This window comes from Luteimonas sp. J29, assembly GCF_000472505.1.
GTDB lineage: Bacteria > Pseudomonadota > Gammaproteobacteria > Xanthomonadales > Xanthomonadaceae > Luteimonas.
Genome location: NZ_AWZR01000003.1, coordinates 47,451 through 70,147 on the forward strand (window position 1 = coordinate 47,451; position 22,697 = coordinate 70,147).

General features: G+C 72.2%; 22 protein-coding genes. 9 read left to right on the top strand and 13 right to left on the bottom strand.

Translation table 11 applies throughout. The features are described 5' to 3' along the window. Positions 1-63: 63 nt before the first annotated feature. Positions 64-1,449 carry an FAD-binding oxidoreductase gene (locus LUTJ29_RS0105215; protein WP_027071615.1) on the bottom strand — a complete coding sequence of 462 codons (1,386 nt, stop codon included), beginning with the start codon at positions 1,447-1,449 and terminating at the stop codon, positions 64-66. Between the two features lie 252 nt (positions 1,450-1,701). Between LUTJ29_RS0105215 and serA the strand changes: the two genes are divergently transcribed. Together serA and LUTJ29_RS0105225 are read left to right on the top strand one after the other, a co-directional pair. Continuing rightward, positions 1,702-2,943, top strand: a complete 1,242-nt coding sequence (serA, locus tag LUTJ29_RS0105220) for a phosphoglycerate dehydrogenase (RefSeq protein ID WP_027071616.1) — start codon at positions 1,702-1,704, stop codon at positions 2,941-2,943. A gap of 193 nt (positions 2,944-3,136) precedes the next feature. Continuing rightward, positions 3,137-3,820, top strand: a complete 684-nt coding sequence (locus LUTJ29_RS0105225) for an HAD family hydrolase (RefSeq protein WP_027071617.1) — start codon at positions 3,137-3,139, stop codon at positions 3,818-3,820. A 16-nt stretch (positions 3,821-3,836) separates the two neighbouring features. Here LUTJ29_RS0105225 and LUTJ29_RS0105230 read toward each other — a convergent pair whose 3' ends face one another. Then, complete coding sequence (locus LUTJ29_RS0105230) at positions 3,837-4,409, bottom strand: NUDIX hydrolase (protein ID WP_051322731.1); 573 nt, start codon at positions 4,407-4,409, stop codon at positions 3,837-3,839. A gap of 152 nt (positions 4,410-4,561) precedes the next feature. On the opposite strand from LUTJ29_RS0105230, the gene LUTJ29_RS0105235 reads away from it, so the two are divergent. From LUTJ29_RS0105235 to LUTJ29_RS16265, 7 genes are all read left to right on the top strand, one after another. After that, a complete protein-coding gene (locus LUTJ29_RS0105235) occupies positions 4,562-6,061 on the top strand; it encodes an amino acid permease (protein WP_027071619.1) in 1,500 nt (499 codons plus the stop codon). 59 nt (positions 6,062-6,120) lie between these two features. Then, positions 6,121-7,629 carry a Na+/H+ antiporter NhaC gene (gene nhaC / locus LUTJ29_RS16255; RefSeq protein WP_043740563.1) on the top strand — a complete coding sequence of 503 codons (1,509 nt, stop codon included), beginning with the start codon at positions 6,121-6,123 and terminating at the stop codon, positions 7,627-7,629. A gap of 29 nt (positions 7,630-7,658) precedes the next feature. After that, entirely contained in the window at positions 7,659-8,300 is a 642-nt protein-coding gene (locus LUTJ29_RS0105245; RefSeq protein ID WP_027071620.1) for a methylthioribulose 1-phosphate dehydratase, read from the top strand. A 111-nt stretch (positions 8,301-8,411) separates the two neighbouring features. Continuing rightward, a complete protein-coding gene (locus LUTJ29_RS0105250; RefSeq protein ID WP_027071621.1) occupies positions 8,412-8,969 on the top strand; it encodes an acireductone dioxygenase in 558 nt (185 codons plus the stop codon). A gap of 91 nt (positions 8,970-9,060) precedes the next feature. After that, positions 9,061-9,756: an acireductone synthase gene (gene mtnC, locus LUTJ29_RS0105255; RefSeq protein WP_027071622.1), complete on the top strand. Its 696-nt coding sequence runs from the start codon at positions 9,061-9,063 to the stop codon at positions 9,754-9,756. Beyond that, a complete protein-coding gene (locus LUTJ29_RS16260) occupies positions 9,756-10,706 on the top strand; it encodes a C13 family peptidase (RefSeq protein WP_051322732.1) in 951 nt (316 codons plus the stop codon). The genes mtnC and LUTJ29_RS16260 overlap by 1 nt, the downstream gene beginning before the upstream one ends. Positions 10,707-10,871: 165 nt before the next feature. Beyond that, complete coding sequence (locus LUTJ29_RS16265; protein ID WP_043740567.1) at positions 10,872-12,686, top strand: diguanylate cyclase; 1,815 nt, start codon at positions 10,872-10,874, stop codon at positions 12,684-12,686. A gap of 14 nt (positions 12,687-12,700) precedes the next feature. Here the strand turns inward: LUTJ29_RS16265 and hisIE are convergent, their stop codons facing one another. From hisIE to LUTJ29_RS0105320, 11 genes are all read right to left on the bottom strand, one after another. After that, positions 12,701-13,312, bottom strand: coding sequence for a bifunctional phosphoribosyl-AMP cyclohydrolase/phosphoribosyl-ATP diphosphatase HisIE (hisIE, locus tag LUTJ29_RS0105270; protein WP_027071623.1), 612 nt, complete (start codon positions 13,310-13,312; stop codon positions 12,701-12,703). After that, positions 13,305-14,078: an imidazole glycerol phosphate synthase subunit HisF gene (gene hisF, locus LUTJ29_RS0105275; protein ID WP_027071624.1), complete on the bottom strand. Its 774-nt coding sequence runs from the start codon at positions 14,076-14,078 to the stop codon at positions 13,305-13,307. The genes hisIE and hisF overlap by 8 nt, the downstream gene beginning before the upstream one ends. After that, complete coding sequence (hisA, locus tag LUTJ29_RS0105280; protein WP_027071625.1) at positions 14,078-14,821, bottom strand: 1-(5-phosphoribosyl)-5-[(5-phosphoribosylamino)methylideneamino]imidazole-4-carboxamide isomerase; 744 nt, start codon at positions 14,819-14,821, stop codon at positions 14,078-14,080. The genes hisF and hisA overlap by 1 nt, the downstream gene beginning before the upstream one ends. After that, positions 14,818-15,417 carry an imidazole glycerol phosphate synthase subunit HisH gene (hisH, locus tag LUTJ29_RS0105285; protein ID WP_027071626.1) on the bottom strand — a complete coding sequence of 200 codons (600 nt, stop codon included), beginning with the start codon at positions 15,415-15,417 and terminating at the stop codon, positions 14,818-14,820. The genes hisA and hisH overlap by 4 nt, the downstream gene beginning before the upstream one ends. Next, positions 15,417-16,493 (bottom strand): bifunctional histidinol-phosphatase/imidazoleglycerol-phosphate dehydratase HisB, encoded by a 1,077-nt coding sequence (gene hisB, locus LUTJ29_RS0105290; RefSeq protein WP_027071627.1) that lies wholly within the window; start codon positions 16,491-16,493, stop codon positions 15,417-15,419. Before hisB ends, hisH begins: the two co-directional genes overlap by 1 nt. Continuing rightward, positions 16,493-17,617 (bottom strand): histidinol-phosphate transaminase, encoded by a 1,125-nt coding sequence (gene hisC, locus LUTJ29_RS16270; protein WP_051322733.1) that lies wholly within the window; start codon positions 17,615-17,617, stop codon positions 16,493-16,495. Before hisC ends, hisB begins: the two co-directional genes overlap by 1 nt. Next, positions 17,614-18,930, bottom strand: coding sequence for a histidinol dehydrogenase (hisD, locus tag LUTJ29_RS0105300; RefSeq protein ID WP_027071628.1), 1,317 nt, complete (start codon positions 18,928-18,930; stop codon positions 17,614-17,616). Before hisD ends, hisC begins: the two co-directional genes overlap by 4 nt. Next, complete coding sequence (hisG, locus tag LUTJ29_RS0105305; protein ID WP_027071629.1) at positions 18,927-19,841, bottom strand: ATP phosphoribosyltransferase; 915 nt, start codon at positions 19,839-19,841, stop codon at positions 18,927-18,929. Before hisG ends, hisD begins: the two co-directional genes overlap by 4 nt. 11 nt (positions 19,842-19,852) lie before the next feature. After that, positions 19,853-20,179 carry a YerC/YecD family TrpR-related protein gene (locus LUTJ29_RS0105310; RefSeq protein ID WP_027071630.1) on the bottom strand — a complete coding sequence of 109 codons (327 nt, stop codon included), beginning with the start codon at positions 20,177-20,179 and terminating at the stop codon, positions 19,853-19,855. A 231-nt stretch (positions 20,180-20,410) separates the two neighbouring features. Then, on the bottom strand, positions 20,411-20,791 hold the full coding sequence (locus LUTJ29_RS0105315; protein ID WP_027071631.1) for a hypothetical protein: 381 nt from the start codon (positions 20,789-20,791) through the stop codon (positions 20,411-20,413). A 16-nt stretch (positions 20,792-20,807) separates the two neighbouring features. Then, on the bottom strand, positions 20,808-22,697 hold the full coding sequence (locus tag LUTJ29_RS0105320; RefSeq protein ID WP_027071632.1) for an aromatic amino acid ammonia-lyase: 1,890 nt from the start codon (positions 22,695-22,697) through the stop codon (positions 20,808-20,810).

The following is a 22,697-nucleotide window of genomic DNA, read 5'->3' on the forward strand; positions in this document are numbered from 1 at the left end:
AACCTGGCGAAAGCATATCGCGGCCCCTGCGGCGGCGGCTGAACAGCGCTCGCCCGGCGGGCCTCAGGGATCGAACAGCTTGCCCGGGTTCATCAGCCCGTCCGGATCGAGCACGCGGCGGATGCCGCGCATCAAATCGATCTCGGCCGCGCTCCGGGTCGAGGACAGGTAGGGCTTCTTGACCAGGCCGATGCCGTGCTCGGCCGAGATGCTGCCGCCGTGGCGCTGCAGCGACTCGGCCAGCAGCTTGGTCACCCGTTCGCAGTCGGCCACGAACGCGTCCTGGGCCATGCCGTCGGGCTTGAGCACGTTGATGTGCAGGTTGCCGTCGCCGATGTGGCCGAACCAGACCACCTCGAAGTGCGGGTACTCGCGCGCCAGCAGGGCCTGGGTCTCGGCGAGGAAGGCCGGCATCGTCGAGATCCGCACCGAGACGTCGTTCTTGTACGGCACGTAGCGCGCCACGCTTTCGGTGATGCCCTCGCGCAGCCGCCACAGCTGCGCGGCCTGGGCCTCGCTCTGGCTGATCACGCCATCGACCACCCAGCCCTCGCCGACGCAGTACTCGAAGGCCTCCAGCGCCGCGGCCTCCTCCGCCTCGCCGGTGGCGAACTCGGTCACCACGTAGAACGGGTACGTTTCGGCGAACGGCGGCTGGGCGCCGTGCGCCACGACATGGTCCAGGGCGCGGTCGGTGAGGAACTCGAAGGCCTCCAGCCGCAGGCGCGCGCGCAGGGTGGAGAACACCTGCATGAGCGCCTCGAAATCCGGCAGTGCCAGCAGCATCACGCTGGTCGGCGGCGGCGGATCGGCCAGGCGCAGGGTGGCCTCGACGATGATGCCGAGCGTGCCCTCCGAGGCCACCGCCAGGTGGCGCAGGTCGTAGCCGCTGGAGTTCTTGACCAGGCCGCGGCCGAGATCGAGCAGTTCGCCGCGCCCGTCCACCAGCTTCAGCCCGGCCACCCACTCGCGGGTATTGCCGTAGCGGATCACGCGGATGCCGCCGGCGTTGGTGGCGATGTTGCCGCCGATGGTGCACGAGCCGCGCGAGGCGAAGTCCACCGGATAGGCCAGGCCGTGCTCGCGGGCGGCGTTCTGCACCGCTTCCAGCGGCATGCCGGCCTGGACCGTGAGCGTGCGGTCCACCGGGTCGAAGCCGAGGACGCGGTTCATCCGCTCCAGGCTGACCACCAGCTCGCCGTTGGCGGCGACCGCGCCGCCGGACAGCCCGGTGCGCCCGCCCGAGGGCACGATCCCCACGCCGGTCCCGCGCGCCCAGCGCACGATCGCCTGCACCTCGTCCACCGTGGCGGGAAGCGCGATCGCCAGCGGCGCGGGCGTCCAGCGCCGGGTCCAGTCGCGCCCGTAGTGCTCGAGGTCGGCGGGATCGGTGAGCAGGCGCAGGTCGGGCAGCGTCTGCACGAGCCCGGCCAGGCGGGGATCGGTCATCGTCCGGGGAGGGTGCGGCGGGAGCGCAAGCGTGCCAGTCGCGGCCGCGGGCGTCCAGTTGCGAGGGCGTCCCGGCCGCCGCCCGCAGGCGTTCGTTTCCAGCGCAACGGAAAGCCGCGACGCGAGTGTTCCGTCCGTCGTGCCCGGTGTTCCGCGCAGCGACGCAAACCGGCGCTTGTGCAGCGCGGAAAACGCGGCGGCTTCTGGGATAATGCGCGTCTTCGCCAACACGCCATCGGGAAGCCTACGCGCATGACGCCCCTGAAGACCTCGTTCCCCAAGCAGGACATCCGCGTGGTGCTGTTCGAGGGCATCAGCCAGAGGGCGGTGGACGTCTTCCACGACGCCGGCTACGAGCAGGTGGAGCTGCTGCCCAAGTCGCTCACCGGCGACGAGCTGATCGCGAAGGTGTCCGGCGCGCACATCATCGGCATCCGTTCGCGGACCCAGGTCACCGCCGAAGTGATCGCCCACGCGCGCAAGCTGATCACCATCGGCTGCTTCTGCATCGGCACCAACCAGGTCGACCTGGAAGCGGCGCAGCTGGCCGGCATCCCGGTGTTCAATGCGCCCTACTCCAACACCCGCAGCGTGGCCGAGCTGGTGGTGGCCGAGGCGATCATGCTGATGCGCGGCATCCCGCAGAAGAACGCCGAGTGCCACCGCGGCGGCTGGAGCAAGTCGGCCGCCGGCAGCCACGAAGTGCGCGGCAAGACCCTGGGCATCATCGGCTACGGCCACATCGGCACCCAGGTCGGCGTGCTGGCCGAGGCGCTGGGCATGCACGTGCTGTTCCACGACATCGAGGCCAAGCTGTCGCTGGGCAACGCGCGCGCCGCGGCCAGCCTCGACGACCTGCTCGAGCGCTCGGACGTGGTGACCCTGCACGTGCCCGAGACCCCGGCCACCCGGATGATGTTCGGCGCCGCGCAGATCGCGCGGATGAAGTCCGGTGCACACCTGATCAATGCTTCGCGCGGCACGGTGGTCGATATCGACGCGCTGGCCGCGGCGCTCGAATCGGGCCACATCGGCGGCGCGGCGGTGGACGTGTTTCCGGTCGAGCCCAAGGGCAACGGCGAGCCCTTCGAGTCGCCGCTCACCCGCTTCGACAACGTGATCCTGACCCCGCACGTGGGCGGCAGCACGCTCGAGGCCCAGGACAACATCGGCGCCGAGGTCGCGGCCAAGCTGGTGCGCTACAGCGACAACGGCTCCACCCTGTCGGCGGTGAACTTCCCCGAGGTCACCCTGCCCGAGCACGCCGGCAGCCACCGCATCCTGCACATCCACCGCAACGTGCCGGGGGTGCTGTCGCGCATCAACGAGCTGTTCTCGCGCGAGGGCGTGAACATCGACGGCCAGTTCCTGCGCACCGACGCCAAGGTCGGCTACGTGGTGATGGACATCGCGTCCACGCCCGAGATCACCTCGCGCCTGCGCGCCGCGCTCAACGGCATCGAAGGCACGCTGCGCACGCGCGTCCTGTACTGAGCATCCGCGGTCGCCGGCGCCGACCGAGCGGGCGGCGGGCGGACTCGCCCTGCCCGGGGCGCCGGGGCATGGCGGCCGGGCGCTGCCATCGCGCCTTCATCCGCGGTGGCTATGCTGGACCGGCCCGCCCGGCAGCGGCGCGCCGCCCGCGCCGCCCCGGCCCGCGACGATGCCCAACGCAGAGGAGTCCGCCATGCCCCGAGTCCCCACCGCGTTCCTGTTCGACCTCGACGGCACCCTCGTCGACAGCGTCTACCAGCACGTCCTGGCCTGGAAGGAGGCGCTCGACCGCGAAGGCGTGGACCTGTCGGTGTGGCGCATCCACCGCAAGATCGGCATGAGCGGCGGGCTGTTCACCAACATCCTGCTGCGCGAGACCGGGCTGGCGATCACCGAGGACCGGCTCGAGCGCCTGCGCGCCTGGCACGCCGAGGCCTACAACCGCCAGGCCGAGGCGGGCGCGATCCGGCCGCTGCCCGGCGCGCCCGAACTGCTGGCCTACCTCAGCGCCGAAGAGATCCCCTGGGCGATCGCCACCAGCGGCCGGATGGAGACCGCGGCGCCGAACATCGCCGCGCTCGGGGTCGATCCGGCCAGGGTGCCGGTGATCACCCGCGACCAGGTGCGCTATGCCAAGCCCGACCCCGACCTGTTCATCGCCGCCGCCGAGCGGCTGGGCGTGGACATCGCGCACTCGCTGGTGATCGGCGACAGCATCTGGGACATGCTCGCCGCGCAGCGCGCCCGCGCCCTCGGCGTGGGACTGCTCTCGGGCGGCTACGGCCGCGAGGAGCTCGAGCGCTCCGGGGCGTTCCGGGTGTACGACGACCCGGCCGACCTGCTCCGCCACGTCGACGAGGTCGCGGCCCGGCGCTGAGCCGGTTCGCTCGGGATCAGCCGGGCTCGGCCACGCCGGCCCGTTCATCCAGCCAGCGCCGCGCCATGCGCCGCAGCGAGCCGTCCGCGCCCGCGTCGCCCGCGATGGCCTCGACCGTGCGCCAGGCCAGCGCCAGCGATTCGTCGCTGACCTCGAAGGCCTCGTGTGCCCCGGCGCGCACGACGTAACGCACGTCGTAGTGCCAGTGGCCCGGCACGCCGCGGTGCTCCGGGATCCAGTGCCGGTCGAGGTCGAAGATCTCCGGCTCCACGCGCAGGCCGCGCAGGCCGGTCTCCTCTTCCGCTTCGCGCAGCGCCACCCGGGCCAGGTCGCGGTCGCCGTCGGCATGGCCGCCGGGCTGCAGCCACCGGTCCAGCTTGCGGTGGTGGACCAGGAGCGCGCGGGTGCCGGTGCGATCGACGAGCCAGGCCGACGCGGTGAAATGGCCGTCCAGGCGTTCGCGGGCGAACGGGTCGAGCGGATCGTCCAACAGGCTTGCGAATTCAGCGGCCACACCCGCCTGTCCAGGGTGGCGGCTTCCGAACGCCGCGAACGCCGCCGCCAGTCCCGACACTCCGTCCCCGCGCATTCCCGTCTCCACTTCGCCGCTCCGGTCTGCCATTCTCCCCCGTCCCGGGCGCTGTTGTGCGACGCACAAGCGCCGGGTATGGTCGCGAAGGTAACCTTTCGCCCTTGCGCCTCGCGGCGACATCCATCCTTACTCGAATCGGGGAACCGCCAATGTCGAAGAGTCTGTTCAGGGTCAAGCCGGTCGAACCGGCGCCGCATGTCGATGCCGGCGAACCGGTCGAAGGAACCCTGCAAGGCGAAGCGACGCTCAAGCGGACCCTGACCGCCCGCCACCTGGTGCTGCTGGGCATCGGTGCCATCATCGGCGCGGGCATCTTCGTCATGACCGGCCAGGCCGCCGCCAACCACGCCGGCCCGGCGATCATGCTCAGCTTCGTGCTCGCCGGCCTGGCCTGCGCCTTCGCCGGTCTGTGCTACGCCGAGTTCTCCTCGATGATCCCGGTCTCGGGCAGCGCCTACAGCTACACCTACGCCACCCTGGGCGAATCTGTGGCCTGGTTCGTCGGTTGGAGCCTGGTACTCGAGTACCTGTTCGCGGCGTCGGCCGTGGCGGTGGGATGGTCGGCCTACACCGTCAGCCTGATGGAGTCCGTGGCGCAGATGTTCGGCAGCGACTGGAAGTTCCCCGCGCTCCTCGCGTCGGCGCCGGTGACCTACGCCAACGGCAAGTTCGCCACCACCGGCTCGCTCTTCAACCTGCCGGCGGTGCTGATCGTCACCGGAGTGGGCTACCTGTGCTACATCGGCATCCGCCAGTCGGCGACCGCCAACGCGATCATCGTCGCGATCAAGGTCACCGTGATCCTGGCCCTGATCGGCTTCGGCGCGGCCTACGTCAACCCGGAGAACTGGGTGCCGTTCATCCCCGCCAACGAAGGCGGCGACCGCTTCGGCTGGCCAGGCGTGCTGCGCGCGGCCTCGATCGTGTTCTTCGCCTACATCGGCTTCGACGCGGTCTCGACCGCCGCCCAGGAAGCAAAGAACCCGCAGCGCGACATGCCGATCGGCATCCTCGGCTCGCTGGTCGTGTGCACGCTGCTCTACGTGGTCGTGGCCGCGGTGCTCACCGGCATGCTGTCCTACACCGAGCTGGGCACGGCCAAGCCCGTGGTGACCGCGCTCGAACGCTACCCGGCGCTGGGCTGGCTCAAGCTCGCGGTGGAGATCGGCGCCGTGGCCGGCCTGACCTCGGTGATCCTGGTGATGCTGATGGGCCAGCCGCGGATCTTCTACGCGATGTCGCGCGACGGCCTGCTGCCGCGCTTCTTCGGCGCCGTGCACCCGCGCCACCACACACCGCACAAGGCCACCGTGGTGGTCGCGATCATCGCCGCGATCCTGGCCGCGTTCTTCCCGCTGGGCGTGCTCGGCGACCTGGTGTCGATGGGCACCCTGCTGGCCTTCGCCACGGTATGCATCGGCGTGCTGGTGCTGCGCCGCACGCGCCCCGACCTCAAGCGCACCTTCCGGGTGCCGTTCGCGCCGGTGATCTGCATCCTCGGCGCGCTGTCGTGCCTGTCCCTGGTCGGCTTCATGGGCTGGTACAACTGGCTGCTGCTGGCCTGCTGGACCGCGGTGGGCTTCTTGATCTACTTCGGCTACGGCTACCGCCACAGCCGACTCAACCCGCCTGTCGGTGCCGGCGGCTGACCCGCCGCCGGACCACCGATCCCGGCCAGCGAGCGCCACACCGCATTCCAGGGGCCTTCATGAGCGTTTCCGCCACCCGCGCGCCCAGTCTGCTGCAGGCGCTGACCCCGCTGCTGTTCCTGGTCGCGCTGCTGGTGCTGGGCATCGTGCTGTTCGCGGACGACGCGGTGTACGGCGCCAGCCAGATCGCGCTGCTGCTGGCCAGCGGCGTGGCCGCGCTGGTCGGCTTGCGCAACGGGATGCGCTGGAAGGAGATCGAGGACGCGATGGTCCAGGGCGTCGCGCACTCGGTCGGCGCAATCCTGATCCTGCTCTCGGTCGGCGCCCTGATCGGCAGCTGGCTGCTCAGCGGGACCGTGCCGACCCTGATCGTATACGGCATGAAGCTCCTGCACCCGGCCTACTTCTACCCGGCCGCGTGCCTGGTCTGCGCCGTGACCTCGCTGGTCATCGGCAGCTCCTGGACCACGGCCGGGACCGTCGGCGTGGCCCTGGTCGGCATCGCCCAGGGCATGGACATGTCGCTGCCGATCACCGCCGGCGCGGTGATCTCGGGCGCGTACTTCGGCGACAAGCTCTCGCCGCTGTCGGACACCACGATCCTCGCGCCCGCGGTCAGCGGATCGGAGCTGTTCTCCCACATCCGCAACATGGCCTGGACCACCCTGCCCTCGCTGCTGATCGCGCTGGGCATGTTCACGACGGTCGGCCTGCTGGGGCAGACGCCGGCCGGCGAGGCGACCTCGGCCGGCATGGCCGCCACGCTGGAAGCGCAGTTCAATCCGGCCTGGTACCTGCTGCTGCCGATGGTGCTGGTGTTCACGCTGGCCTTCCGCCGCTTCCCGGCCTACCCGACGATCCTCGTCGGCGCGCTGGTGGGGCTGGTGTTCGCGGTCCTCTTCAACCCGGACCGGGTCGTGGCGCTGGCCGGGAACGAGGCGCTGTCGCGACCGCTGGCGCTGGTGGCCGGTGCCTGGACCGCGCTGTTCAACGGCTACCAGGCGCAGACGGGCAATGCCGCGGTCGACGAACTGCTCAGCGGCGGCGGCATGTCCAACATGCTCAACACCGTGTGGCTGGTGATCTGCGCCATGTGCTTCGGCTCGGTGATGGAGCGCACCGGACTGCTGGAGCGCATGGTGCGCGGCGTGCTCGGCTGGGCGACCACGGCCCGCTCGCTGATCGCCGCGACCCTGGTGACGGCCTTCGGCACCAACGTGGTGACGGCCGACCAGTACATGTCGCTGGTGCTGCCGGGCAAGCTCTACCAGTCCGAGTACGCGCGCCGCGGGCTGTCGCCCCTGAACCTGTCGCGCGCGCTCGAGGACGGCGGCACGATCACCTCGCCGCTGGTGCCGTGGAACACCTGTGCCGCGTTCATGGCCGCCACCCTGGGCGTGGCGACGCTGGACTACCTGCCGTTCGTGTTCTTCAACCTGGTCAACTTCGCGCTGGCCTTCCTGGCGGCCGCGGTCGGGTTCCGGATCCTGCCGCGCCAGCCGGACGAGGGCCCGGCCACGGCCTCCACGCCCGGGGCGCCCGTCGCGGGGGCCGCGAGCGGCCACTGAACGCGCGCCGGATCGCCTAGAATCGGCGCATGAGCGACGTTCCCTACGACCGCCAGCGCCTGGCCGTGCTCGCCGACGAGATCATCGCCAACGTGCGCGAGCTCGCGGCGCTGGGCTGGACTCCGGCCACCAGCAGCAACTTCTCCTCGCGCCTGGACGCCGGGCATGCGGCGATCACCGTGTCCGGCCGCGACAAGGGCCGGCTGGTACCCGCCGACATCATGGTCGTGGACCTGGACGGCAAGGCCGTCGGCAGCGACCACCGGCCCTCCGCCGAGACCCTGCTCCACACCCAGCTGTACCGGCGGTTCCCGGACGTGGGCTGCATCCTGCATACCCATTCGCGCAACCAGACCGTCGCCTCGCGCCTGTTCGCCGGCGTCGGCCACGTGCGCCTGGCCGGCTACGAGCTGCTCAAGGCGTTCCGCGGCAACGAGACCCACGAGACCGCGCTCGACCTGCCGGTCCTGCCCAACAGCCAGCACATGCCGACCCTGGCGGCCCAGGTCGATGCCCTGCTCGACCGCGGCCCGATGTGGGGCTACCTGATCGACGGCCACGGCCTGTACGCCTGGGGCCGCGACATGGCCGAGGCCCGCCGCCACCTCGAGGCGTTCGAGTTCCTGCTGGGCTGCGAGCTGGACCTGCGCCGGCTGTCCCCGGTCCGCTGACCGCCCGCGTTGCGGCCCGCGAACGCCGGTGTTGCACCGGTGCCGGTCCCGGCGGCGGCGCCAGCTGCTAGCCTGTCCTCCTGCCCCACCGTCCCTGCGAGGGAGCCCGCGATGAGCCGACTGCGCATCTTCCCCGACACCAACCCCGACACGCCCGAGTTCACCAGCCACGACGGCGACGAGATCGCGCGCGAGCTGGCGAAGATCGGCGTCCGCTTCGAGCGCTGGCAGGCCAGCCAGCCGGTCGCGGCCGGCGCCCCGCCCGAGGAGGTGCTGGCCGCCTACAAGGCCGACATCGACCGGATCTCGGCCGAGCGCGGCTTCACCACCGTGGACGTGATCAGCATCAGCCCGGACAACCCGAACAAGGACGAGCTGCGGGCCAAGTTCCTCGACGAGCACTACCACAAGGAGGACGAGGTGCGCTTCTTCGTCGACGGCTCGGGTCTGTTCACCCTGCACGTGGGCGACAAGGTGTACGAGATCGAGTGCGTGAAGGACGACCTGATCGCGGTCCCCGATGGCACCACCCACTGGTTCGACATGGGCCCGGAACCGAGCTTCGTGGCGATCCGCTTCTTCCAGCAGCCCGACGGCTGGATCGGCCACTTCACCGGCACCGACATCGCCCGCAAGTTCCCGCGCTACGAGAAGCCGACCGCGGCCTGAGCCGGGACGCCCTCCCGCGCCGCCCCGGGGCCGTGCGCCCGGCCGCGGCGCGCCGGGTTACGCTATCGCCATCCCCGCCTCCGGGCCCGACATGCGTTCCGTGATCCTCACCGACATCGAGGGCACCACGTCCTCCATCTCCTTCGTCAAGGACGTGCTGTTCCCGTACGCGCGCCGCGAACTGCCGCGCTTCGTCGCCGAGCACGGCCACGACCCGGAGGTGAGGCGCTGGCTGGACCAGGTGGCGGTGGAGAACGGCGGCCTGTGCCAGGACGCGATGATCGTCGAGACCCTGCAGGGCTGGATCGACGAGGACCGCAAGCACACCGCGCTCAAGGCGCTGCAGGGCATGGTGTGGACCGCCGGCTACCGCAACGCCGATTTCACCGCGCCGGTGTACCCCGACGCGGTCGAGGCGCTGCGGCGCTGGCACGACGACGGCCACATGCTCGCGGTGTACTCCTCCGGCTCGGTGCCGGCGCAGAAGCTGCTGTTCGCGCACACCGACGCCGGCGACCTGACCGGACTGTTCTCGGCCTGGTTCGACACCACGGTCGGCGGCAAGCGCGAGGCCGCCAGCTACACCCGCATCGCAGGGGAGCTGGGCGTCGAACCGGATCGGATCCTGTTCCTGTCCGACGTGGTCGCCGAACTCGACGCGGCGCGCGAGGCGGGCCTGCGCACCACCCTGGTCGACCGCGCCAGCGACTACCCCGAGCCGCGCACCGGCGCCGCCACCGGCGGCCATCCGCGCGTGACCGGGTTCGACGGAGTCGTGGTGGACTGATGGCGGCGCGGACGGCCGCGACCGCACTGCGCGGGCCTCGACGGGCGCACGCGGTCCTGCCGGCCTGCCTCGCCCTGCTCCTCCTGCTGCCTGCGGCCCTGTTCGCCGGCATGTCCGGGCAGGCCGCGCCCGCCGCGCAGCCGGAACCTGCCGGCCAGGCCGTGGAAAGGTCCCGCGACCGCGAACTGATCGACGAGCGCCTGGCGGCGATGCCGGCCCAGCGCCCCGGACAGGTCGACCTGTTCGCGCTGGCGGTGGCCGGCGACGGGCGCGAAAGCGTGTTCCGCAACGAGGCCGCGTATTTCGAGGAGCTGGCGAGCGCGCGCTACGGCGCGGCCGGCCGCACCCTCGCCCTGGTCAACCATCCCGACAGCCTCGGCGCGACCCCGCGGCCGCTGGCCAGTCTCGACAGCCTGCGCCACGCCCTGGCCGGGATTGCCGCGCGCATGGATCCGGACGAGGACATCCTGCTGCTGTTCATCACCACCCACGGCACGCGCCGCCACACCCTGGTCCTGCACCAGCCGGGCGCCTTCGACGAGACGCTCACCCCTTCCGGGCTGCGCGCCGCGCTCGACGACGCCGGGATCCGCCACCGCGTGCTGATCGTGTCGGCGTGCTTCTCCGGCGGCTTCATCCCCGCGTTGGCCAACCCGGACAGCATCGTCATCACCGCCGCGCGCCACGACCGCAGCTCGTTCGGCTGCGGCGACACCGCCAGCGCCACCTGGTTCGGCCGCGCCCTGCTGGTGGAAGGGCTCAACCGCGACGGCGGCCTGCTCGACGCCTTCGCCTACGCCCGACGCCAGGTGGAAAGACGCGAGCGGATCGAGGGGCACACCGCGTCCTGGCCGCAACTGCACGTCGGCGAGGACATGCGTGCGCGGCTCGAGGCCTGGGAAGCGCGGCTCGAACGCGGCCCGCCGCTGCCCTATCCGCATCCGCTCTAGGCCGGCGTCCACCGGTTACCGCGCGCGAGCTCGGGCTGGAAACGTTTCCGCGCCACCGCGGACCGCCCCTGTCCCCTTCCCCTCGCCGAAAGCGTTAGCCATGATGGCCCGCATGGGGCGCGGGCGGGAGCGCAGGGTGGAACCAGCGATGGACCGGGACTCGCAATGACGATCGTGCACAGGTGCATTCTGGCCCTGCTGGCGCTGATGCTGAACCTGCCCGCCGTCGCCGGGGCGCCACTGGAACTGGTGCCCGGGACGCGCAACGTGGCGCTGTCGCCGCACCTGAGCTACCGCCACGACCAGGAGTCCAGCGACCGTCCCGAAGATGCCTGGCGCCGCGCGGCCGACGGCGCATTCGAACCGCTGCCCGGCGGCAAGGACACGTTCGGGTTCCAGCGCGGCGCGTTCTGGTTCCACGCCACCATCGTCAACCGCGACCCGTCCGAACCCCGCTGGCTGCTGGTCCAGGAGTACCCGCTCAGCGACCGGCTCGAACTGTACCTGCGCTACCCGGACGGACGCGTGGTCGAGCACGTCGGCGGCGACCACGTGCCATTCAGCGCCCGCAGCGTGCGCTACCGGCACCCGAACTTCCTGGTCGACCTTCCGGTCGACGTCCCGGTCCAGCTGCTGCTGCGGGTCAAGAGCGAGAGCTCGATGCAGGTGCCGCTGCAGCTCTACACCCAGGCCGCGTTCACCGAGGTCTCGCGCGATGCGCAGCTGGCGATCGGGCTGTACTACGGCATCCTGCTGGCGCTGTTCTTCTACAACCTGGTGCTGTGGATCTCGCTGCGCGACAGCAGCTACTTCTGGTACCTGTGCCACATCACCGCGTTCGGGCTGGTGCTGTTCACCCTCAACGGCCTGGGTTTCGAGTACCTGTGGCCGCGCTCGCCGTGGCTGGCCGACCACATGGTGCCGATCTCGATCTGCCTGGCGCTGGTGGCGATGCTGCAGTTCGCGCGGATCTTCCTCGAGCTCCCGGAACGCGCGCCGCGCCTCAACGTCGGCACGGCGCTGCTGATCGGGTTCTTCGTCGTGTTCGGGGTGGCCTCGATCTGGCTGCCCTACCGGGTGTCGACGCCGGTGGCCTCGCGCGCCGTCCTGGTGGGCGTGCTGTGGATCGTGTTCGCCACCCTGCACGTCCTGCGCCGCGGCTACACGCCGGCCCGCCTGCTGCTGCTGGCCTGGTCGATGTTCCTGCTCGGCACCGCGATCTTCACCCTGCTCGCGTTCGGGGTGCTGCCCAAGAACTTCGCCACCGAGTACGGTGTGCAGATCGGCTCGGCGCTGGAGATGCTGCTGCTCTCGATCGCGCTCGGCTACCGCTACGCGCAGCTGCGCAACGAGAACCAGCGCATCACCGACGAGGCCAACCGCCAGCTCGAGCGCAACGTGGCCGAGCGCACCCGCGAGCTGCAGCGGGCGCTGTCGCAGCTGGAGGAGACCCACGAACGGCTGCGCGACTCCAGCCGCCGCGACGCGCTCACCGGGCTGTACAACCGCAGCTATTTCCACGAGGGCTTCGAGCGGCTGCTGGCGCAGTGCCGCGACGCGCGCCGGCCGCTGTCGCTGCTGATGGTGGACCTGGACCACTTCAAGTCGATCAACGACCGCCACGGCCACCTGGTGGGCGACGACTGCCTGCGCTGGGCCGCGCACAGGATCGGCCGCGCGCTGCGCCCGCACGACGCGCTGCTGGCGCGCTTCGGCGGCGAGGAGTTCGTGGTGGTGCTGCCCGACCACGACCTGCGCGCGGCGGTCGAGGTGGCCGAGGAGGTGCGCCGCTCGCTGGTTGCCGAAGCCTGCGAATCGCAGGGCGTGCAGCTGCGGGTGTCGGCCAGCATCGGCGTGCACACCATCGCCCCGGACGCGGCCGACGACATCGACGACGCGCTCGACACCGCCGACAAGGCCCTGTACGCGGCCAAGGCCAACGGCCGCGACTGCGTGCGTACCTCGATCACCGCGGCCTGACCGCCGCGGCGGCGTCAGCGGCGGCGTTCGCGCAGCCGCGCCTCCACGTCCTCCAGTCCCAGCCCGCGCGCGCGCAGCAGCACCAGCAGGTGGAACAGCAGGTCGGCGGCCTCGCCGGCCAGCGCCGCGTCGTCCTCGGCGATCGAGGCCAGCGCGGTCTCCACGCCCTCCTCGCCCACCTTCTGGGCGATGCGCCGGGTCCCGGCCTCGAACAGGCGCGTGGTATAGCTGCCCTGCGGGCGTTCGGCGGCGCGGGTGGCGACCAGGTCCGAGAGCTCGGCCAGCAGCGAGGCCGGCGCGGACGGAAAGCAGCTCGGCCGCTCCAGGTGGCAGGTCGGCCCGTGCGGATGCGCGAGCACCAGCAGCGTGTCGCCGTCGCAGTCCACGTCCACCGACACCAGGTCGAGGAAGTGACCGGAGGACTCGCCCTTGGTCCACAGCCGGCCCTTGCTGCGGCTGAAGAAGGTGACCCGGCGCGTCGAGAGCGTGGCTTCGAGCGCGGCGCGGTCCATGTAGCCGAGCATCAGCACCCGCAGGGTGCGGGCGTCCTGGACCACCGCCGGCACCAGGCCGCCCGCCTTGTCCCAGTCGAGGGTTTCCGGCGCGCCGGTCGGGACCTCAGTCATTGCGTACCTCCACCCCGCGCTCGCGCAGGAACCGCTTCAGTCCAGGGATCCGCACCTTGCCGCCGTGGAACACGCTCGCGGCGAGCGCGCCGTCCACGTCGGCCTCGCGGAACACCGCTTCGAAATGGCCGGGCTCGCCGGCGCCGCCCGATGCGACCAGGGGCACGGTGCACTGCGCCCGCACCGCGCGCAGCTGTTCGATGTCGTAGCCGCGGCGCACACCGTCGCTGTCCATGCAGTTGAGCACGATCTCGCCCGCCCCCAGCCGCTGGGCTTCCACCACCCAGTCCAGGGTGCGGACCCTGGGCGCCCGCATGCGGTCCGGGTCGCCGGTGTGGGTGCGCACGCGCCACTCCCCGTCCGGCTCGCGGATCGAATCGATGCCGACCACCACGCACTGCACGCCGAAGGCCTCGGCCAGCTCGCCGATCAGCGCCGGACGCTCGAGCGCCGGGGAATTGATCGAGATCTTGTCCGCGCCGGCGTGCAGCACGCCACGGGCGGTCTCGACGTCGCGGATGCCGCCCGCGACGCAGAACGGGATGTCGAGCCTGGCAGACACCCGCTCCACCCAGCTACGGTCCACCGAGCGGCCCTGCGGCGTGGCGCTGATGTCGTAGAAGACCAGTTCGTCGGCGCCCTCGTCGCGGTAGCGCAGCGCCAGCTCGACGATGTCGCCCATGTCCACGTGGTCGCGGAAGCGCACGCCCTTGACCACGCGGCCATCGCGCACGTCCAGGCAGGGAATGATCCGGCGTGCGAGCATCAGGCCACCCGATCCAGCGCCTCGGGCAGCTCCAGCCTGCCCTCGAGCAGCGAGCGGCCCAGCACGATGCCCGCGCAGCCCAGTTCCCGCGCAGCGAGCACGTCGGCCAGGTCGCGCACGCCGCCGGAAGCCTGCAGTTCGACGCCTGGCACCTCGGCCACCAGCAGGCGGTACAGGTCGAGGTTGGGGCCGGTGAGCATGCCGTCGCGGCTGATGTCGGTGCACAGCAGGTGGCGCAGGCCGTGCGCGGCGTAGCGGCGCGCCATGTCCTGCAGGGTACCGGCCGCGGTTTCGGTCCAGCCGTGCACCGGCAGGCGCCAGGTGCCCTCGCGGTCCTGGCGGGTGTCGAGGGCGACGGTGATGCGCTCGCTACCGAACGCGTCGATCCAGCCGGCCACCGTGTCCGCCTCGCGCACCGCGAGCGAGCCGATCACCACCCGCGAGGCGCCGGCGTCGAGGATCCGCTGCACGTCGTCGCGCGAACGCACCCCGCCGCCGGTCTGCACCTGCAGGCCGGTGTCGGCGACGATCCGGCCGACCAGCGCGCCCAGGGTGAAGCCGCCGGCACGGGCCGCGTCCAGGTCCACCAGGTGCAGCCAGCGTGCGCCCTGCGCCGCGTACGCGCCCGCCAGCGCCAGCGGGTCGTCGCCGTAGCGCGTCTCCTGCGCGTAGTCGCCCTGGGCCAGGCGCACGATGCGGCCATGGCGGACGTCGATCGCCGGGTACAGGGTGAAGCTGCTCATGACGGATCCATCTGCAGGAAGTTGGCCAGGAGCCGCGCGCCGGCCGCGGCCGAGCGCTCGGGATGGAACTGCGCGCCCATCACGTTGCCGCGCCGCACCGCCGCGGCGAACTCGCGGCCGTGCACGGTGCCGGCGATGCAGTCGGCGGCGACGTCTGCGGCGTAGCTGTGCACGAAATAGGCGTGGTCGCCGTCCGCGAAGCCGGCCAGCAGCGCGTCCTCGCGCAGCAGGCGCAGCCGGTTCCAGCCCATGTGCGGCACGCGCACGCCCTCGCCCGCCTGCAGCCGGCGCACGCGGCCCGGGAGCAGGCCGAGGCACGGGGTGTCGTCTTCCTCGGAGTGCTCGAACAGCAGCTGCATGCCCACGCACACCCCCAGCAGCGGCTGGCGCAGGCCGCGCAGGGTCTCCACCAGTCCGAGTTCGCGCAGCCGCCCCATCACCGTGGCGGCGGTGGACACGCCGGGCAGGATCACCCGGTCGGCGGCGCGGATCGTATCCGCATCGCTCGCCAGCACCGGCTCCACGCCCAGGCGCTGCAGCGCGTAGCGCACCGAGCCGATGTTGCCGCCGCCGGCGTCGACCAGGACCACACGCATCACAGCACGCCCTTGGTGCTCGGCAGTTCCGCGCCCTGGCGGCGCACCGCCATCCGCAGGGCGCGCGCGAACGCCTTGAAGCAGGCCTCCACCTTGTGGTGGTCGTTCTCGCCCTCGACCTTCAGGTTGAGGTTGAGCGCGGCCGCGTCGCAGACCGAGCGGAAGAAGTGCTCGACCAGTTCGGTCGGCATGTCTCCCACCCGCTCGCGGCGAAAGGTGCCGTCGAACACCAGGTACGGACGCCCGCCGAAGTCCAGCGCGGCGCTGGCCAGGGTCTCGTCCATCGGCAGGGTGAAACCGTAGCGGGCGATCCCGCGCTTGTCGCCCAGGGCCTGCTTCAGCGCCTGTCCGAGCGCGATGCCGGTGTCCTCGATGGTGTGGTGCTCGTCGATGTGCAGGTCGCCTTCGGCCCGCACCTTCAGCGCGATGCCGCCATGCTTGCCGATCTGGTCGAGCATGTGGTCGAAGAACGGCAGGCCGGTCGAGACCTCGGCGTCGGCCGCGCGGTCCAGGTCGAGCTCGACCCGGATCCGGGTCTCCTTCGTGTTCCGTTCCACGACCGCGCGGCGCGGCGCGTCGGCGAGCTCGTGCGCGACCCCGGCCCAGTCCCACTCGCCGCCGAACTGCGCGGTGCGCAGCTGGAAGCCGCGGATGCCGAGGTTGCGGGCGAACTGCAGGTCGGTCTCGCGGTCGCCGACCATGGCCGAAGCGTCGAGGTCGATGCTGCGGTCGCGCAGGTAGTGCTGCACCAGGCCCAGCCCGGGCTTGCGCGTGGGCGCATTGTCCGCCGGCCAGCTGCAGTCGATCAGGACCTCCCGGAACACGATGCCCTGGCTCTCGAACACCTGCATCATGAGGTCATGCGGGCCATCGAAGCTTTCGCGCGGGTACGCCTCGCTGCCGAGCCCGTCCTGGTTGCTGACGATCACGAACTCGAAGCCGGCGTCGCGCAGCTTCAGCATCGCCGGGATCACCCCGCGCACGAAGCGCAGCTTCTCGTAGGCGTCGATCTGGAAGTCCGCCGGCTCCTCGATCAGGGTGCCGTCGCGGTCGACGAACAGGATCTTCGTGCCCATCAGCGCGCTCCCCCGGCGACGGCGCTCCCCGCTGCGGACGACGACGCCAGGGCGGAGAGCACGGCAAGCACCCGGTCGTTCTGCTCCGGGGTGCCGATGGTGATGCGCAACGCATCGCCGAGCGCAGGCGCGGCACGCTGGTCGCGCACCACGATGCCCGCGTCCAGCAGCGCGTCGAACGCGGCCTGCGCGTCCTCGAACCGCACCAGCAGGAAATTCCCCTGCGAGGGATACACCCGGCGCACCCCCTGCAGGGCGGCCAGCCCCGCGGCGAGCCTCGCGCGCTCGCTGCGCACCTGGGCGACGCGCGCGGCGGTGGCCGCGCGCGCCTGCGGAGACAGTCCGGCGACCGCCAGCGCCGCGCAGGGCGTGGGCACCGGATACGGCGCCTGGCAGCGGCGCAGCACCGTCGCCAGGGCCGGGTCGGCGATCGCCGCGCCGATCCGCGCCGCGGCCAGCGCATGCGCCTTCGACAGCGTGCGCAGCACCACCAGGTTCGGGTGCGCCTCCAGCAGGGTCGTGGCCGACGGCAGGTCGGAGAACTCGGCATAGGCCTCGTCGACCACCACCAGCGCCCGCCCCTGGAGGGCGCGCGCGAGCGTGGCGATGTCGTCCAGGGCGATCGCCTGCCCGCCGGGGTTGGACGGCGAGCACAGGAACACCAGCTTCGCGCCGCCCTCGCTGGCGGCCCGCGCGATCGCCGCGCAGTCGGGGACCAGGCCCTGCCCCGGGTCGTCGAGCAGCGGCACCTCCAGCAGCGGCGCGCCCTGCAGGCGCGCGCTCACCGCGTACATGCCGAACACCGGCGGCGTCACCAGCACCGCGTCGCGTCCGGCCTCGCAGATCGCGCGCACCAGCAGGTCGATGGCTTCGTCGCTGCCGCGGCCGATCACCAGGCGCTCGGGCGCCACGCCATACAGGTCGGCGAGCGCCGCGCGCAGCGCCCCGGGCTGGGGGTCGGGATAGCGCCGGCACGCCGCATCGGCGTCGGCGGGATTGGCCCAGGCCGATTCGTTGGCGTTGAGCCAGACCTCGCCCTGCAGGCGCGACGAACGCGCCGAGCTGTAGCCGGCGAATCCGCGCAGGTCCCCGCGCACCAGGGCGAGCACGTCGTCCGCGCTCATGCGGCCTCCCCCGCGCGCAGCCGCAGGCGCACCGCGTTGGCGTGCGCCTCGAGCCCTTCGGCCTCGGCAAGGGTCACGGCGCAGGGGCCGATCGCGCCGATGCCGGCGCGGCTGGCCTGCTGCACGCTGACGAAGTTCTGGAAACTGGCCACCGACACCCCGCTGTAGGCGTGCGCGGCGCCGCCGGTGGGCAGCACGTGGTTGGTGCCGCTGCAGTAGTCGCCCAGCGCCTCCGGCGTGCAGTCGCCGAGGAACACCGAGCCAGCCGCCTCCACCCGGTCCAGCCAGCCACGCGGCTCGCGCAGGGCCAGGATCAGGTGCTCGGGCGCGTAGGCGTTGCTGATCTCGAAGGCCGCGTCCAGCGTCGGGACGCGCACCAGGCGCGACTGCGCCAGTGCCTGGCGCGCGATCTGCGCCCGCGGCAGCACGGCCAGCTGCGCTTCCAGTGCGGCTTCCACCCGGTCGAGCAGCGCCGGGTCGTCGCTCAGCAGCAGCACCTGCGAATCGGGACCGTGCTCGGCCTGCGACAGCAGGTCGGCGGCGACGAAGGCCGGATCCGCACCGGCGTCGGCGATGACCAGCACCTCGGACGGACCGGCCGGCATGTCGATCGCCGCCACGCCCGCCTGCGCCACCTGCTGCTTGGCCTCGGTCACGTAGCTGTTGCCCGGCCCGAACAGCTTGGCGCAGCGCGGCACGCTGGCGGTGCCGAACGCCATCGCCGCGATCGCCTGCGCGCCGCCGAGCTTGAACACGCGGTGCACGCCGGTCAGGCGCGCGGCCACCAGCACGGCGGGATCGGCGCTGCCGTCCCGGCGCGGCGGCGTGCACAGCACCACTTCGCGGCAGCCGGCCAGCCGCGCCGGCACTCCGAGCATCAGCGCGGTGGACGGCAGCGGCGCGCTGCCGGCCGGCACGTACAGGCCCACGCGCGCGATCGGCCGCACCACCCGCTCGCAGGTCACGCCGGGCGCGGTCTCGACCGCGTAACCCCGGGCCATGCCGGCGCGGTGGAAACGCTCGATCCTGTCCGCCGCCTCCTCCATCGCGGCCCGGAGCTGCGCGGGAACCGCGGCTTCCGCGGCCGAGAATTCGTCCGCGGCGACCTCGAACGACGCCGGCGCGACGCCGTCGAAGCGCAAGCTGATCTCGCGCAGCGCCTCGTCGCCGCGCGCGCGCACCTCGTCGATCAGGGTCGAGACCGCCGCCCGCGTACGCGCCTCGACCGCCTGGACCGGGCGCTGCAGGGCCTGCGCACGCGCACCGGCATCGAGCGATGCCCAGTCCAGCCGCTGGACGAGGCCGGCGCTCACGCCAGCATCCTCTCGACCGGCAGCACCATCAGCCCGCGCGCACCGGCGCGCTTGAGGTCTTCCAGGCGCTGCCAGGTCATGGCGCCGTGGCACAGCGCCTGCAGCGCCAGCGTGTCGGCGCCGTCGACCTGCAGCACCGTCGGCTCCTCGGCGTCGGGCAGCATTTCCAGCAACGCCGGCAGCTCCGATCGCCGCGCCTGGAACATCAGCAGGCGGCTCTCGCGCAGCCGCAGCACGCCGTCCAGGCGCCGCAGCAGCATCTGCGCCAGTTCGCCGCGGATGTCGGCAAACGGCTGCACCGGCCCGGCCAGCACCGCTTCGCTGCGCATGATCGTGGCCACCGGCCGCAGCTGGTTGGCGGTGAGCGTGGCGCCGCTGGACACCAGGTCGCAGACCACGTCGGCCTGGCCCAGGCGCGGCGCGATCTCCACCGAGCCCGACAGCACCACCACCGTCGCCTCCACGCCCTGCTCCGCCAGCCAGCGGCCGAGCAGGCCCGGGTAACTGGTGGCGATGCGCAGGCCCTGCAGCTGCTGCGGGCCCTCCCAGACCCAGGCCTCGGGGACGGCGATGTCGAGGCGGCAGCCACCGAAGCCGAGCGCGCGCACCTCCTTCGACACCTGCGGCTTGCCCTCGGCCGCGCGCAGCGCCGCCTGCTCGTCGAGCACGTTGCGGCCGACGATGCCGTAGTCGCACACGCCATCGGCGAGCAGGCCGGGGATGTCGTCGTCGCGGACCAGCAGCAGGTCGACTGGCAGGGTCTCGCCGTAGCAGAACAGCTTGTCGCGGCTCTCGCGCCAGGACAGTCCGCACGAGGCGAGCAATGCCCGCGCCGGGTCGCTCAGGCGTCCGGATTTCTGGATGGCGATGCGCAGGCGGTCGCGCGCCGCGGGGACGGCCGTGGGGCTCATCGAGGGTTCCTTCAGTGGCCCGGCGCGAGCCGGGGGTACTGGCGCCGGACGGCGGCGGCATAGCCGCCCGCGCCGTGTTCGAGCGTGCGCGCGACCCGGCCGATCGTGGTCACGCTGACCAGGGTGCGGTCGTGGATCTCGCGGTAGGGCAGGCCCTGCAGCAGCAGCGGCACCACGCGCCAGCGGTCGGCCATGGCCTCGAGCTCGGCCGGGGTGCACAGGTCCTGCAGGAAGGCGGCCACCTCGTCCACCCGCTCGAGGCCCGCAAGCGCCTTGGCCAACGCCCGGAAGGAGGCGTTGGCGTCGGATTCGGGCAGGGGTTCGAGGCGCTGCTTCATGACGCGCCAATGTAATAGCGCGTTATTACATTAGTCAAGCGCAATCGTCGGTCGGCCGCGTCGGGCGGCCGTCGACATCTCCGGGGAACACGTGTGGCCACTGCGCCGAAGTTGCGGCCGGACCGGCCTTGTCCGTTGATCCGACGGGGCATTCCCGGCGCGGCATGCGCCGGGGGACGCGGTCCGATCCAGCTGGAACCGATGGATGCGCGCGCCCCGGCCGCCCGCCCGCTATTGCGCGCCCTGGCCCCCGCTGGCGCGGGCGCGCCCGTGCGCCAGCACCCAGCCGGCCACGACCCCGGCCAGGGCCCCGCACCACTCCATGAAGACTCGCATGCCAAGGGCGTCGGCGTCGTGGATCTTCGACAGCGCGATCCGGGCATACAGCGGGGACTCGAGCCGGACCACGCCCAGGTAGAACAGGTTCCAGCTGTCGATGCCGGCCGCGATCGCGACCGCGCACACGCAGGCCCAGCCGATGGCCCGCGACTGCGGCCAGCCGGCCCGGGACGCGATCCAGCGCCAGCCCAGCAGGCAGGCCACGCCGACGGCGAAGGCGATCAGCGTCGCCTCCAGCACACCCAGCCAGCCCAGGTGCAGCGGCAGGTTCACCCGCCCCACCCCGCCGTCATCGGCCGATCGCCTCGAGCAGCGTGCCGTCGGCGACCAGTTCCACGGCCGCCGCGACGTCGGCGTCGAGGGCGCGGTCGCGGTCGAGGAACGGGATCCGGCGCCGGATCGCCGCGTGCGCCGCGGCCACACGCCGGCCCGGATGGAACGGCTCGGCCTGGGCCAGCTCCTGGCGCAGCGCCTCGACCTCGGCGACGAACGCGGGATGGCGCGGATCGCCTTCCGGTACGCCGTGGACCTTGCGCAGCAAGGCCTGGGCGTCGCCGCGCCTGGCGAGGTCGCGCGCGGCGTTGATCATGTCCAGGCGCAGGTCCAGCGCCTGCGCCGCCGTGTAGAGCTCCAGCGCCAGCACCTTGCCGAGGTCGTCGACCATCGACAGCACGTGCCGCGCCTCGTTGGTGCCCATCGACACGTGGTCCTCGGCATTGGCGCTGGTCGGGATCGAGTACACGCTGGCCGGGTGCGCGCGGGTGGCGAGGTCGTTGACGATCGCCGCCGCGGTGTACTGCACGATCATGAAGCCGGACTCGGTGCCGTCCTCGTTGCCGATCAGGAAGCCCGGCAACCCGTCGCTGGTGGCCGGGTCGACCAGCTTGTTGAGCCGGCGCTCGCTGATCGAGGCCAGCACCGGGATCGCCGCCTTGACCGCGCTCATCGCCAGCGCCAGCGGCATGCCGTGGAAGTGGCCGGCCGAGATCACCTGCTGCTCGACGTGCTCGGCCTCGCGGTCCGGGAACACCAGCGGGTTGTCGGTGACCGCGTTGAGCTCGACGTCGAACACGCGCGCGGCATGCGCCACCGCGTCGCGTACCGCGCCGTGCACCTGCGGGATGCAGCGCAGCGAGTAGCTGTCCTGCGGCTGGTGCTTCTTGCCGCCGCGGAACGGCTTGAACCGGGTGTAGAACTTCTCGCGGCCGTGGCGCTGGTCGCTCGGCACCCAGTTCCAACCGATGTCGAAGCTGAGCTGGCGCGACCCGGGCGTGTCCCAGCTCGCCGGCAGCCAGGGCCGGAACAGCGGCACCAGGTGATAGGGGATGTCGGCCAGGGTCGAGCCTTCGAGCAGTTCGCGCAGGCGCGCGGCCGTCTGCACCTGCCCCGGATGCGGGCGCAGCGCATGCACGTCCTCGGCGAACGCGCCCAGGCGCCCGGCGAAGGCGTCGATGGTCATCGCCGCGGCCAGGTCGGCGGTGTCGAGCATGCGCTCGAGCCGGTGCAGCGCCAGCGCGCCGGTGGCCAGCATCTGCGCGGTGCCGTTGTTGAGCGCCAGGCCTTCCTTGTACGACAGCCGCACCGGCGCCAGGCCCGCGGCGGCCAGTGCCTCGGCGCCGGGCATGCGCCGGCCCTGGTAGAACGCCTCGCCGCCACCCAGCAGGACGATCGCCAGGTGCGACAGCGGCGCGAGGTCGCCCGAGGCGCCCACCGAACCGAGTTCGGGCACCACCGGCACCACGCCGGCGTTGAGCAGCGCGGCGAGCGCTTCGAGCGTCTGCACGCGGATGCCGGAGTGGCCGCGGAGCAGCGTGTTGATGCGGATGCACAGCATCGCCCGGACCACGTCGGCCGGCAGCGGCGGGCCCACGCACACCGCGTGGGTCACGATCAGGTTGTGCTGCAGCTCCTCGTGCAGGGAACGGCCCGAGGGCTCGGCGCCCGGCAGTTCGTCGCGCAGCGGGTGCGCGCCCAGCAGCTTGTCGGCATTGCTGCCGAAGCCGGTGGACACGCCGTAGATCGGCTCCTCGCGCCGCACCTGCTCGGCCAGGAAGTCGGCGGCGCGCGCCACCGCGCGCAGCGCCTCCGGGTCCAGCCGCACCGCCGCGCCGTTCGCCACCGCGACCAGCTGGTCGCGGGTCAGCGACCGTCCGTCGAGCAGGACGATGCCGTCGCCCAT

What these genes read in the sequence shown, in the direction of transcription:
- LUTJ29_RS0105225 (WP_027071617.1), top strand. Translation starts at nt 3,137, where the DNA reads ATGCCCCGAGTCCCCACCGCGTTCCTGTTCGACCTCGACGGCACCCTC.
- hisG (WP_027071629.1), bottom strand. Translation starts at nt 19,841, where the DNA reads ATGAGCCCCACGGCCGTCCCCGCGGCGCGCGACCGCCTGCGCATCGCC.
- hisA (WP_027071625.1), bottom strand. Translation starts at nt 14,821, where the DNA reads ATGAGCAGCTTCACCCTGTACCCGGCGATCGACGTCCGCCATGGCCGC.
- hisC (WP_051322733.1), bottom strand. Translation starts at nt 17,617, where the DNA reads ATGAGCGCGGACGACGTGCTCGCCCTGGTGCGCGGGGACCTGCGCGGA.
- nhaC (WP_043740563.1), top strand. Translation starts at nt 6,121, where the DNA reads ATGAGCGTTTCCGCCACCCGCGCGCCCAGTCTGCTGCAGGCGCTGACC.
- LUTJ29_RS0105215 (WP_027071615.1), bottom strand. Translation starts at nt 1,449, where the DNA reads ATGACCGATCCCCGCCTGGCCGGGCTCGTGCAGACGCTGCCCGACCTG.
- LUTJ29_RS16265 (WP_043740567.1), top strand. Translation starts at nt 10,872, where the DNA reads ATGACGATCGTGCACAGGTGCATTCTGGCCCTGCTGGCGCTGATGCTG.
- hisH (WP_027071626.1), bottom strand. Translation starts at nt 15,417, where the DNA reads ATGCGTGTGGTCCTGGTCGACGCCGGCGGCGGCAACATCGGCTCGGTG.
- hisF (WP_027071624.1), bottom strand. Translation starts at nt 14,078, where the DNA reads ATGCTCGCACGCCGGATCATTCCCTGCCTGGACGTGCGCGATGGCCGC.
- LUTJ29_RS0105230 (WP_051322731.1), bottom strand. Translation starts at nt 4,409, where the DNA reads ATGCGCGGGGACGGAGTGTCGGGACTGGCGGCGGCGTTCGCGGCGTTC.
- LUTJ29_RS0105245 (WP_027071620.1), top strand. Translation starts at nt 7,659, where the DNA reads ATGAGCGACGTTCCCTACGACCGCCAGCGCCTGGCCGTGCTCGCCGAC.
- LUTJ29_RS0105250 (WP_027071621.1), top strand. Translation starts at nt 8,412, where the DNA reads ATGAGCCGACTGCGCATCTTCCCCGACACCAACCCCGACACGCCCGAG.
- hisIE (WP_027071623.1), bottom strand. Translation starts at nt 13,312, where the DNA reads ATGACTGAGGTCCCGACCGGCGCGCCGGAAACCCTCGACTGGGACAAG.
- LUTJ29_RS0105310 (WP_027071630.1), bottom strand. Translation starts at nt 20,179, where the DNA reads ATGAAGCAGCGCCTCGAACCCCTGCCCGAATCCGACGCCAACGCCTCC.
- LUTJ29_RS0105235 (WP_027071619.1), top strand. Translation starts at nt 4,562, where the DNA reads ATGTCGAAGAGTCTGTTCAGGGTCAAGCCGGTCGAACCGGCGCCGCAT.
- serA (WP_027071616.1), top strand. Translation starts at nt 1,702, where the DNA reads ATGACGCCCCTGAAGACCTCGTTCCCCAAGCAGGACATCCGCGTGGTG.
- mtnC (WP_027071622.1), top strand. Translation starts at nt 9,061, where the DNA reads ATGCGTTCCGTGATCCTCACCGACATCGAGGGCACCACGTCCTCCATC.
- LUTJ29_RS0105320 (WP_027071632.1), bottom strand. Translation starts at nt 22,697, where the DNA reads ATGGGCGACGGCATCGTCCTGCTCGACGGACGGTCGCTGACCCGCGAC.
- hisB (WP_027071627.1), bottom strand. Translation starts at nt 16,493, where the DNA reads ATGGGCACGAAGATCCTGTTCGTCGACCGCGACGGCACCCTGATCGAG.
- LUTJ29_RS16260 (WP_051322732.1), top strand. Translation starts at nt 9,756, where the DNA reads ATGGCGGCGCGGACGGCCGCGACCGCACTGCGCGGGCCTCGACGGGCG.